We start from the raw sequence: 10,778 nt of genomic DNA, 5'->3' as shown, positions 1-10,778 counted from the left end.
TATCCAGTTTTGAGTGAACAAGCACTCATCGTCTAGTGATGATGGCAAAGAGGTCACACCCGTTCCCATACCGAACACGGAAGTTAAGCTCTTTTGCGCCGATGGTAGTTGGGGGTTTCCCCCTGTGAGAGTAGGACGTCGCTGGGCACTAAAAAAAGTCGTTACCGAGTAATCGGTAGCGGCTTTTTTGTATCCGTAGAAAAGAAATAAAATATAAACTTCCTGAGAAACGACATTTCCCAGGAAATAACGACACTTTTCATCAATAAAAATACGCAAAAATGAATTTTGACTTCATATTATGCAACTAAAGTCGATTCTCACTATGAATGAAATAAATTTAATGACACCATTAAAAACAGAAATAATCCCTCAAAAGAGGGATTATTGCGTTAAACTTCACTCATTAACGCATGAGTATTACCTTCAGTATCTTTAAAAAATGCCATCCAAGTTTCGGTATTTCCCATTTTAGCTACCATATGTGGTTCGTCTATAAAAGTTGCTCCAGCGTCCCTCATTCGGCTTACCTCTGCCTGCAAATCATCTACTTTAAAATACAACACAGAACTGGGATAATCAAACTCTTCCTTTTCTGGACGGCTCAGTAGTAGCCTTGTTTCCTCACTTTGAAAAAAAGCTAATCCATTCGTTTCGAATAGCAAAGGCAATCCTAATACATCTCGATAAAACTCGACAGCACGTTCCACGTTTTCTACATTTACTGCAATTTGACCAATCTTCATTATTAAAACCCCCATCTCTCTAATACATTTCAATATAAATTAGAAAAATCCTTTATACTTATTATATTAATCGAAAGTATCGCAAAAAATATCAAAATGAAACTAAATAGAACTATTAAGATAAATATTAGAGGAGGTGCATGAGTTAGTGAATATCATTCAAAGGACGGTAAGCTGGTTAGAAACAAAGATAGAAGAGTCTATAAAAAATGAAGAAATTGTGCAATTCACTGGATATTCCATTTATCATTTTCATCGTTTATTCCAAGAGCATGTTGGCATGTCACTGCATGAATATGTACGACAAAGACGGATAACAAACGCAGCAAATAGACTGATATACACAGATACGCGAATACTGGACATTGCATTTAGTTTCAAGTTTGAATCACAGGAATCTTTTACAAGAGCGTTTCGGAAGGTATATGGATTGCCTCCTGGAAAATATCGAACACTCATGCGAACCTTATTGGAAGAAGAAAATCTGCAGGAGGTAGAGAAGATGGAAGGTTGGTTTTTAAGTGGTACGAATAGTGAGCATTATGAGATACGAAGAGATTTTGAAAATGTTATGAAAGGAAATGCATCTGGACTATTGCGATCTATAGGACAAGTTGCACAAAAAGGCTTTGGTACTGTTATGCAGCAGTTTCATGCGAAAGAATGGCTTGAAAAGCGGGTAAAATTGTCCTGTTTTATTCAAACGAAAGATGTACAAAGTTCTGCTGGGTTGTGGATGAGAATAGACGGGAAAGATGGAGATACATTGCAATTTGATAATATGCAAAATCGGCCGATTACTGGCACAACTGGTTGGAATCATTACTCAGTGGTATTAGATGTTCCTGAAAATGCAGGTGCTATCTATTTCGGTGTTATGCTGCAAGGTGCTGGAGAAGTATGGATGGATGAATTCACATTGGTGGAGGCGGATGAAAAAACTCCATCAACGAATATGATGATGCCTGAAAATATGCCTAGTAAGCCAGTTAATTTGAATTTTGAACTGGAGTTTGAAATGTAAGAAGTAGTAATACAAAAAGCCACATTCCAAGGAATGTGGCTTTTTGTATGAATCGGATAGACATTTTAGAAAATATCATATATACTACATTACAACACTAATGCACTGGTTATCGTAAAAGGAGGACAGCTAAATTGAACTTAAATTCTGATAGCACAAAGCCCATCTATATTCAAATTGCGGAATGGATTGAAAATGAAATAATAGCCGATCGCTTTCAGAGTGATGAAAAAGTACATTCCCAGTATCAATTAGCCGACCTATTTAATATTAACCCTGCTACAGCTGCAAAGGGATTAACGATACTTGTAGAAGAACAAATTCTATATAAGAAAAGAGGATTAGGCATGTTCGTAGCGTTAGGAGCGAAAAACATGATTCTTGATAAGCGGCGTAATGAGACCTTAAAACGTATGGCAATGGAGCTTGTTGTGGAAGCAAGGCGGCTTTCTGTTACAGAAGAGGAATTGATTCAGCTGATAAAGAAATGTGAGGAGGAACAAAAGTGACAGTTATTGATTGCCAGGATCTTCGAAAAAAATATAAGCGTATGGCGGCACTTGACGGGATAACATTTCAATTGAAAGATCAAAAAATTACTGGCTTGATAGGCAGAAATGGCGCTGGAAAAACGACATTACTCAAAATACTAGCGGGCTTTATTCGAGAAAGTTCTGGGGATATTCAAGTATTTTCGAACAACCCATTTAATAATTTGCGTGTATCAGCGAACAGTATTTTAGTTGATGATCAAATGAGCTTTCCGGATTCATTAACACTAGCAGATATATTAGAAGTGGCACCCGAGTTTTATAAGAGATGGGATAAGGAGCTTGCGAATAATCTATTTAAGTACTTTAGATTAAATCCAAAACAACTGCATTCAAGATTATCTAAAGGTAATAAGGCGACGTTTAATATGATTTTTGGGCTGTCTACTAGATGCGAGTTGACGATGTTTGATGAACCTACAAATGGGATGGATGAAGCGGTTCGTTCAGATTTCTACCGAGCGCTATTAAAAGATTATATAGCCCATCCTCGTTCCATCTTGATTTCGAGTCACCATTTAGCGGAAATGGTGCATTTGTTAGAAGATATTTTACTTATCGATAAAGGAAAGGTTGTTTTTCATCAATCATTAGAGGAAGTAAAAGAGTATGCCGTTGCTCTCCATGGTCCAACTGATTTAGTAGAAAAACTGACTGTCGGGAAGGAAATTTTTCATACAAAGCAATTGGATAGCCAGCGGATGTATGTAGTGATTAGAAGGGAAGAGGTGCCTGTAGTAGAGGGKGTAACGGTTCATCCAGTGTCCGCTAGTGATGTGTGCATGTATGTGACGAGTGATGGGAAAGGGGTAATCGATGATGTTTTTAAGTAATAGCACATTGGGAGAAGTGGTCAAGGCGCAAGTGAAGTTCAAGCTAAATGCATATATGGGTACAATAGTAACGCTTATATTTGTGCAGCTATTAGGATTACTATTCTCAATGAATGGAACAGGAACTCGCGGTGCAAGTATAAATATGAGCTCTATTTATGTATCTGTGGTTTCATACGATATTGTTTTTATTTTTGTAGTACTATGGGCATTTGTTATTGGAAATTCGATAACGACTAAAGCAAACGATGATTTTTCGTTTGTCACAACCCGACTAAGCAGCAACTTAGCGAATATCATTTTTCTTTGTTTAATGAGTGTATTTGCGGGAGTAACGATTGTTTTATCTAATTATTTATTGCGTATTATACTTCTACTATTTGGTGATCAAGATTATATGGAAAATCCAAGTATTTTGGATGCTTCACTTAACTCTCTTATTAGTATGGCAGTCATGATTATCCTTATTTTGATAGTTTCGGCCGTTGGTTATTTAAGGGGAATACTTGTGCAACATAATAAGATATTTACATTCCTTTTGCCATTTTTAATCTTTGTATTACTAGTTACGAAGTCTGGGCAAAGCGTTCTTCAATATGCTTTTATCGAAAATACATCCATGTTCGCTTTAATAGTTAAGCTGATATGTCTATCTGGTGTTGTTTTTATATTTGCCATTTTGTGCTCGAATCGATTGGAGGTTAGATCATGAGTAATTGGTCTATTGCCTCTATGCTTTCTATCCTTCCCATTATCGGTATACTTTTTCTCTTATGGATAATCCTTAGAGCTTCGAGGGGTGTAACAAGACGTATTAATTGGAATCGTCGAATGTATACATGGATTATTTGTTCTTACGTGGGTCTTACCTTTTTGGCAGTTGTAGTGTATTTATTTTTACCAAGAAGCGGGAATGAGCTGATAACTAAAACAGAATATGAAGTTTATAAAAAAGAAAATGAAACGTTTGAATCGGCTTTTAGCAAAGCAGAAGGAAGCAAGTTAGATCAAAAGTTTTTGTTGGAAAATTGGATGCAAGAAATAGATGGTGATACGTTGGAGGTAGTGCTAAATGGTTTATCCCGACCAAAACTAAATATAGAATGGACTGACTCAAAAGAGCAAACAGTGGAAGTAGAAGTATATCAGACCAATGTAGCTATTTATGGAATAAACTTAAAAGAGGAAACTCCTTTAACAACAATTGATTGGGAAGGAAATCAATTAGTAATAAAGGAGCCTGCTAAACAAGAACTAAAGTTTTCTCAATTTACCGATGGATTAGTTTGGCTTTCCTTTATGGAAGATTCACCTGAAAAGGAATATACACTGGGAGGGGGAAGCATGTATATTTACTTAAAAGTCCCAAAACATATAAATGTTATTGATAAAGACGGATTACAATTTTATTGAACAAAAGTGCCTTCTGATGCGAGGCACTTTTACTTTAACTTCACATCAAATAAAAACTTTAAACGACGTAACAATAATTTAGAGGGGATCAATGGAAATAGCAAATCACGGCTACTGGCAAGTAATCGGGAACGAAGCTGAGCAGCTGCACCTATTTGCCGCGACAAGTTAATGACTTTTGCAGTACGCGCTACCCGCTTTTCTTCATAGAAGGCAAGTGCTTTCTCTACGTCAGTGAACTGCTGAAATGCATTTCCGAGCACAATTGCATCTTCAATAGCTTGTCCGGCACCTTGTCCCATATTTGGGGTAGTTGCGTGAGCAGCATCACCTAGTAACACTATACGACCGAATGCAAATTGTCGCAGGGGTTTAATATCCAAAATGTCATGGTGAAGAATGTATTCAGGTTGTGTTTCTTTAATTAGTTCCGCTACTACTTTTGGGAAACCTTTAAACAAATTGGCAATTTCGTTTCTATCGAGATTTTGATAAAAAAGATCTTTCTCTCGCATATTGATACAGGCAAACCAATAGACTTGTCCATTTTTCATTGGTGCCATCCCAAATCGACCGGCAGTAGACCAAATTTCAGTTGACGTAAACTCGTCCACATTGCCTTTGTTTTCCGTGATACCGCGCCAACATGTATAGCCAGCATATCGCGGAGCAGAATTTGGTAGAAGTTTTTTTCGGATAGGGGAATGAATGCCATCTGCAGCAATAAGTAAGTCAGCGGTAACTTCTGTTTTATCTTCGAAATAAGCGGTTACTTTATTTTCATGTTGGTCCACACGCACACATTTTTTATTGTATTGAATTGTATTTGGTTTTAATGCTTTTAAAAAGGTACGATGTAAATCAGCGCGATGAATGGTAATATTCTCTTGGCCAAATTTTTCTTTGAGCACTGAGAAGTCGATGGAATTTAATATCCGGCCTTTGTCATTTAGAAAAACTTGCGTGTGCAAAACGTTTCCATTTGCGAAAACTTTTTCACCCACGCCAATATACATAAGGGCTTGCATAGCATTGGAGCCAATTCCAATACCCGCCCCTACAGGTTGAAAAGTCGGGGCCGTCTCGTACACGTTTACCGAAAATCCTTGTTTTTGTAAAGTTACAGCGGCACAAAGACCTCCAATTCCTCCACCAATAATTACAATTTCCATAGCACCCAACACCTTTCTTACCAATAGTGTATCAAAATTAAAAGATATTATTGTGTTATGCTGAATATTAAATAATAATTGGAGGAGTTATTGTGATAGAACTAGTAGTATATGAAGAAAAATATAAAATTGCATTAGAAAGTTATCCACTTTCGGAAGTACATCTTACCTTTACAGCACATCCCCTGGAATTACTCGAACGAAGTGTCAACAATCCAACTTACACACCAATAGTTATATTAGAAGATGGGAGAGTTGCAGGATTTTTTGTGCTTGATACGGGCGATGATAAATTTCATTACACAGATCAGCGAGAAAGCATTTTACTAAGAGGATACTCGATTCATCCAGCATATCAAGGAAGAGGAATTGCAAAATCATCGATGACTCTTATTCCACCATACATACAAAAATATTTTCCTCAAGTAAGTCAAGTTGTACTAGGTGTTAATGAGGCCAACAAACGAGCACAATCCCTCTATATAAAAGCAGGATTCCTAGATGAAGGGAAACGATTCACTGGAAGATCCGGTGCACAGATTGCAATGTGTTTGAAGTTGGGAAATGAATGATGGGTCTCCCTTTATATGGGGAAACTTATCATTCAATTAATCGATATAGCACATCGTCGTCTGCCTTAGGTGTTCCACGACCATCCGTATTATTTGTAATAAAATATAATGATTCTCCGTCTGAATAGACATCTCGAACCCTTCCCAATCCAGTAATGGAACGCTCTACTTCGCCTGAAGATAAATTCATCACTTTTACTGCTTCCCCGCGTAGAGTAGCAACATACAGTTTTCCTTTATGAAAGGTGATTCCTGATGGAGCCCATGTTTCATTATCACCAGAAGTTATAATAGGTGTTTCTAACCCTTCATGCCTTTCTTTTCCTTCTATCATTGGATATCCATAGTTTTTTCCTTGTTCTATACGGTTAATTTCATCATTGGCAGATTGCCCATGTTCCGCTTCATAAAGTGTTCCGTCTTTGTCCCAAGCGAGTCCTTGAGGGTTACGATGCCCAGTCGAAAAGTTTTCAAAAGAGCCATCTTCCTTCATTCGCAAAATTTTTCCGTTAAGGGATGTAGCATTCTGTGCATTTTCAGGATTTCCGGCATCACCAATCGTTATATAAAGCAGTCCATCTGGGCCAATTTCTAATCGACCACCATGATGGATATTGCCTGTAGGTATGGCGTCAAGGTGGATGGTCGTTTCATGCCAAGCACCGTTTTCCATTTTAATCGTTACTACTCTATTGAGGGATTCCCCGTTTTGTTCATATGTGTAGTATACAAATGCTTCATGTGAATCAGCAAAATCTTTCTTTAACACAAACCCAAGTAATCCAGCTTCTGATGCTTGAGATAAGTTATTGGAAAGCTGGACGTTTTCATGTTCTACTTTTCCAGCGTTAATTTTGGCAATTGTTCCGACTCGCTCAGATATATAGAAGGTATCTTCGTGTTGATTAATCGACCAGGGGGTGTTTAAATTAGTTGCCACTTTTTCTGTAATTCCTTCTTCCGTTGATACAATTTCATCGGAGCAGCCAAATAAAATCAAAGATAAAACTAAAAGTCTTTTCATAAGAATCCCTCCTAATGTTATTACTTCCCGCTTTTTAGTTAATTCACCTTCTAATAACGATAGGTTTTTCAAATGGGAAACGATAATTACAATCGAATTTACTTATTAAGTGAAGAGGGTTATGCTGAATTTACAAATTGTACGAAATGAAAGAAGGCTTTTATATGGAATTTATCCTCTTTTTTATTGTCGGGGTCGTTGGCAATATTGTTGGTACACTGGTAGGTGGAGGAGGGCTTATTAGCTTACCTACTATGTTACTCATGGGTTTACCTGTGCATTCAGCAATTGGAGCAAACAAAGTGTCCAATACAGTAAGTTCCTTAACTAGTTTTCTCGTTATTTTCAAACAGAAAGAAATTACGGGAAAAGAAGCGCTAGCTGTCATCACATTTTGCTTAGGTGGTGGGGTTTTAGGAGGGCTGATTGCCTCGTTTTTAAGTGGGCAAGTGCTGACGATCATTGCCATTTTATTACTCAGCTTTGCATTTGTTACTTCTTTTATGGGTAGCGGGAACTTTGATGGGACAGAGTCGTTTCGGGTCAATAAAAAGATAGGTCCAGCCTTACTTGGAATTGGTATGTATGACGGTATGTTTGGACCAGGGAGCAGCACGCTTGCCATGTATTTGTATGCTAGTCAAAAAATCGCCTATATCCGAGCGGTAGGTTTATCAAGAATTGGTGTTTTCGCCAGTTGCTTCGGCGCGTCCATTACCTATATATCAACCGGTAAAATCATTTGGCCACTGACCATTGCATTGATGATTGGGGCAATAGTAGGTGCCCAGTTAGGCGTACGACTAGCACGCAAGTTAAAATCAGAACATATTAAGCCGCTTTTGAGAGTAGTGACAGTGTTATTGATCGTGCAAATAATGGTGGACTATTTGAAATAATTAGGAGGAGATTGTTGGATGAAACTTCGTTGTGCAATATTAGATGATTATCAAAATGTAGCAATAGAATTGGTTGACTGGTCCAGTGTTTTGGATAGGGTAGTTGTGCAGTCATTTAATAATCATTTTGAAAATGAAGAACAACTAATAGAAGCTATTAGTGATTTTAATATAGTAGTCCTTATGCGAGAGCGAACACCTTTTACAAAGACTATCTTCGAGAAACTTCCTAATCTTAAATTACTTGTAACATCTGGTATGAGAAATGCATCGATAGACCTTACCGCAGCAACATACAAGGGAGTAACGGTATGCGGTACTGCGAGCATGTCTGAACCGCCAACAGAGCTAACTTGGGCTTTATTATTGAATCTTGCTCGACAAATCACAAAAGAAAATAATGAATTTAGAAACAATGGACCTTGGCAAAGTACGATTGGGGCAGATCTATATGGTAAACGCCTTGGACTATTAGGGCTAGGCAAAATCGGAAGTCGTATGGCAGTAATAGCACAAGCATTTGGCATGGAGGTTATGGCGTGGAGTCAAAACTTAGCGAAAGAACATGCAGATAAATTTGGAGTGAGATTAGCGACATCTAAAGAGGAATTACTCGAAACTAGTGACTTTGTTTCTATTCACCTTGTGCTAAGTGAGCGTACAAAAGGACTGATAGGTAAAAAAGAATTACAACTCATGAAAACTTCTGCCTATCTTATCAATACATCACGTGCAGCAATTGTTGATCAAGAGGCATTAATAAAAGCACTTCAAGAAAACTGGATAGCGGGAGCTGGCATAGATGTATTTGAAATGGAACCACTTCCAAAGAATCATCCATTCCGTATCCTACCAAACGTACTAGCTACACCACATCTTGGCTATGTGACTGAGCAGAACTATAGCGTATATTACCGCGAAGCAGTGGAAGATATTCAAGCATTCCTTAATGGTTCCGTACTAAGACGATTAAACTAATCATGATAAGGGCTCCTAACTAACTGTTGGGAGCTTAATTTATATTCAGTTAAATAGAAAGAAAAATTAGATGATTCAGTTGAATAAAAAGAACATTTGTTCTATAATGAGGTATATAACGAGGGAGATGATGGTAATGGTGAGTTTAGTACTGGAAGAGAAAAGTGTATATACGGAAGAGCTTTTAGATCTTCGAAATGATTTTGTATTTAAATCTTTTTTTAGTAGCCAGGCTAGTAATCATTTGTTATTGGAGTTTTTGAATGCAGTTTTAGAAGAAACGATTATTGCTGCTGAAGTTGTGAATGCTAATTTGCAGAAAATGCATGCAAATGATAAGGCGTCCAGTATGGATATTCGAGTGAAAACTGAGAGTGGAGAGCAAGTAAATATTGAAATGCAAGTCCAAGGACATCTGGCATTGCCCGAGCGAATGCTAATGTATTGGGCAAAAATGTATGCAATACAAGATAAAGTGAACGATTCTTACTCTAAGTTAAAAAAAGCAACCCAAATTCTTATAACCGATTTCAATCTGTTGCCAAAAGAACATTTCCATAGTAAATTTCAATTAATAGATAGTGAAGATGGATCCATCTTTACAAAACATATAGAAATTCATGTGTTGGAATTACCTAAAGTTCCACCAAATATCGATCTTGAAACAGATTCACTAGAGAAATGGTTAATATTTATGAACGGCGATAAAAAAAGGAAGGAGGAATTAGCGATGGAGAGCCCCGTATTCAAAGAAGCGCTCAAAGAAATAGAAAGATTAAGTCAAGATCCGGAAACAAGAGCGATAGCCATCTCACGTGAAATTCACTTGAGAGACCAGATTCAAAGAGAAGAAGATGCTCGATTAGACGGAATGGAAAAAGGGCTGGAAAAAGGGCTAGAAAAAGGGCTAGAAAAAGGAATAGAAGAAGGCAAAAAAGCAGAGCGAGAAGCAATTATACTTGGAATGCTTGCAAAAGGATTTTCAACTAACGAAATTTCTAATACGATAAATGTTTCATTGGAAGTAGTAGAAGAAATATTGAATGCAAAAGATGTTCAATGATTTATCTATGCTTTTGAAGGAGTGCTAAAAATGGATACTTTGGAAAGGGAAGAAGCACTTAAGGAGATTGAACGCTTAAGCCAAAATCCAGAAACAAAGGAATGCTATCTCGTGTGAAATTCATTTGAGAGACCAGATTCAAAGAGAAGAAGATGCACGGTTAGACGGAATGGAAAAAGGGCTAGAAAAAGGAATAGAAGAAGGTAAAAAAGCAGAAAGAGAAGCAATTATACTTGGAATGCTTGCAAAAGGATTTTCAGCTGAAGAAATTTCTAATGCGATAAATGTTTCAATGGAAGAAATTAAAGATATTCTAAATACCAATAATGTGCAATAAGTTCATCCATAAAAAAGGGTTCAACGTCAAATGTTGGGGTGATGTGATTTTCACCCAGCCCTTAACCAAGATGTACCCCTATTTCTTTATACTTTATATTTAATAAAATCTTTGCCCGAAAGTGATCGAAGCGACGAAAACCATATGCGTTACGCTTCATCACTTT

At 37.3% G+C, this 10,778-nt stretch carries 13 protein-coding genes and 1 rRNA gene; 11 read left to right on the top strand and 3 right to left on the bottom strand.

The features are described 5' to 3' along the window. Window positions 1-31 precede the first annotated feature (31 nt). Window positions 32-147, top strand: a 5S ribosomal RNA gene (gene rrf / locus AC1DFT_RS20420). A 245-nt stretch (window positions 148-392) separates the two neighbouring features. On the opposite strand, the gene AC1DFT_RS20415 is transcribed toward rrf, so the two are convergent. After that, window positions 393-746, bottom strand: a complete 354-nt coding sequence (locus AC1DFT_RS20415; protein ID WP_478161449.1) for a VOC family protein — start codon at window positions 744-746, stop codon at window positions 393-395. 148 nt (window positions 747-894) lie between these two features. Here AC1DFT_RS20415 and AC1DFT_RS20410 point away from each other — a divergent pair, with 148 nt between their 5' ends. The 5 genes from AC1DFT_RS20410 to AC1DFT_RS20390 all read left to right on the top strand — a co-directional run bounded on the left by AC1DFT_RS20410 (window position 895) and on the right by AC1DFT_RS20390 (window position 4,567). Further along, window positions 895-1,770, top strand: a complete 876-nt coding sequence (locus AC1DFT_RS20410) for a helix-turn-helix transcriptional regulator (RefSeq protein WP_478161447.1) — start codon at window positions 895-897, stop codon at window positions 1,768-1,770. 134 nt (window positions 1,771-1,904) lie between these two features. Further along, a complete protein-coding gene (locus tag AC1DFT_RS20405) occupies window positions 1,905-2,279 on the top strand; it encodes a GntR family transcriptional regulator (protein ID WP_478161445.1) in 375 nt (124 codons plus the stop codon). After that, window positions 2,276-3,154: an ATP-binding cassette domain-containing protein gene (locus tag AC1DFT_RS20400; RefSeq protein ID WP_478161443.1), complete on the top strand. Its 879-nt coding sequence runs from the start codon at window positions 2,276-2,278 to the stop codon at window positions 3,152-3,154. Before AC1DFT_RS20405 ends, AC1DFT_RS20400 begins: the two co-directional genes overlap by 4 nt. Beyond that, window positions 3,141-3,866, top strand: coding sequence for a hypothetical protein (locus tag AC1DFT_RS20395; RefSeq protein ID WP_478161442.1), 726 nt, complete (start codon window positions 3,141-3,143; stop codon window positions 3,864-3,866). The genes AC1DFT_RS20400 and AC1DFT_RS20395 overlap by 14 nt, the downstream gene beginning before the upstream one ends. Beyond that, the gene (locus AC1DFT_RS20390) at window positions 3,863-4,567 is read left to right on the top strand and encodes a hypothetical protein (RefSeq protein ID WP_478161441.1); all 705 of its coding nucleotides are present in this window, start codon (window positions 3,863-3,865) and stop codon (window positions 4,565-4,567) included. Before AC1DFT_RS20395 ends, AC1DFT_RS20390 begins: the two co-directional genes overlap by 4 nt. A gap of 29 nt (window positions 4,568-4,596) precedes the next feature. Here the strand turns inward: AC1DFT_RS20390 and AC1DFT_RS20385 are convergent, their stop codons facing one another. Further along, window positions 4,597-5,739 carry an FAD-dependent monooxygenase gene (locus AC1DFT_RS20385; protein ID WP_478161440.1) on the bottom strand — a complete coding sequence of 381 codons (1,143 nt, stop codon included), beginning with the start codon at window positions 5,737-5,739 and terminating at the stop codon, window positions 4,597-4,599. A 92-nt stretch (window positions 5,740-5,831) separates the two neighbouring features. Between AC1DFT_RS20385 and AC1DFT_RS20380 the strand changes: the two genes are divergently transcribed. Next, window positions 5,832-6,311 (top strand): GNAT family N-acetyltransferase, encoded by a 480-nt coding sequence (locus AC1DFT_RS20380; RefSeq protein ID WP_478161439.1) that lies wholly within the window; start codon window positions 5,832-5,834, stop codon window positions 6,309-6,311. A gap of 28 nt (window positions 6,312-6,339) precedes the next feature. Here the strand turns inward: AC1DFT_RS20380 and AC1DFT_RS20375 are convergent, their stop codons facing one another. After that, window positions 6,340-7,335: a PQQ-dependent sugar dehydrogenase gene (locus AC1DFT_RS20375; protein WP_478161437.1), complete on the bottom strand. Its 996-nt coding sequence runs from the start codon at window positions 7,333-7,335 to the stop codon at window positions 6,340-6,342. Window positions 7,336-7,499: 164 nt separating this feature from the next. Between AC1DFT_RS20375 and AC1DFT_RS20370 the strand changes: the two genes are divergently transcribed. The 4 genes from AC1DFT_RS20370 (at window position 7,500) to AC1DFT_RS20355 (ending at window position 10,612) form a co-directional block, all read left to right on the top strand. Next, on the top strand, window positions 7,500-8,234 hold the full coding sequence (locus AC1DFT_RS20370) for a sulfite exporter TauE/SafE family protein (protein ID WP_478161435.1): 735 nt from the start codon (window positions 7,500-7,502) through the stop codon (window positions 8,232-8,234). 18 nt (window positions 8,235-8,252) lie between these two features. Further along, on the top strand, window positions 8,253-9,212 hold the full coding sequence (locus AC1DFT_RS20365) for a D-2-hydroxyacid dehydrogenase family protein (protein ID WP_478161433.1): 960 nt from the start codon (window positions 8,253-8,255) through the stop codon (window positions 9,210-9,212). 136 nt (window positions 9,213-9,348) lie between these two features. Continuing rightward, the gene (locus tag AC1DFT_RS20360; RefSeq protein ID WP_478161431.1) at window positions 9,349-10,275 is read left to right on the top strand and encodes an Rpn family recombination-promoting nuclease/putative transposase; all 927 of its coding nucleotides are present in this window, start codon (window positions 9,349-9,351) and stop codon (window positions 10,273-10,275) included. Window positions 10,276-10,399: 124 nt separating this feature from the next. Continuing rightward, window positions 10,400-10,612: a hypothetical protein gene (locus AC1DFT_RS20355; RefSeq protein WP_478161429.1), complete on the top strand. Its 213-nt coding sequence runs from the start codon at window positions 10,400-10,402 to the stop codon at window positions 10,610-10,612. Window positions 10,613-10,778 lie beyond the last annotated feature (166 nt).

The organism is Psychrobacillus sp. 05T411 (genome assembly GCF_056396485.1).
The sequence above is the reverse complement of the archived record's forward strand: the minus strand, read 5'-3'. Positions and strand labels throughout refer to the sequence as shown.

Bases quoted from the DNA above. Each gene is read 5' to 3' on its own strand.
- AC1DFT_RS20415 (WP_478161449.1), bottom strand. From the start codon at position 746: ATGAAGATTGGTCAAATTGCAGTAAATGTAGAAAACGTGGAACGTGCT.
- AC1DFT_RS20395 (WP_478161442.1), top strand. From the start codon at position 3,141: ATGTTTTTAAGTAATAGCACATTGGGAGAAGTGGTCAAGGCGCAAGTG.
- AC1DFT_RS20390 (WP_478161441.1), top strand. From the start codon at position 3,863: ATGAGTAATTGGTCTATTGCCTCTATGCTTTCTATCCTTCCCATTATC.
- AC1DFT_RS20385 (WP_478161440.1), bottom strand. From the start codon at position 5,739: ATGGAAATTGTAATTATTGGTGGAGGAATTGGAGGTCTTTGTGCCGCT.
- AC1DFT_RS20375 (WP_478161437.1), bottom strand. From the start codon at position 7,335: ATGAAAAGACTTTTAGTTTTATCTTTGATTTTATTTGGCTGCTCCGAT.
- AC1DFT_RS20370 (WP_478161435.1), top strand. From the start codon at position 7,500: ATGGAATTTATCCTCTTTTTTATTGTCGGGGTCGTTGGCAATATTGTT.
- AC1DFT_RS20365 (WP_478161433.1), top strand. From the start codon at position 8,253: ATGAAACTTCGTTGTGCAATATTAGATGATTATCAAAATGTAGCAATA.
- AC1DFT_RS20360 (WP_478161431.1), top strand. From the start codon at position 9,349: ATGGTGAGTTTAGTACTGGAAGAGAAAAGTGTATATACGGAAGAGCTT.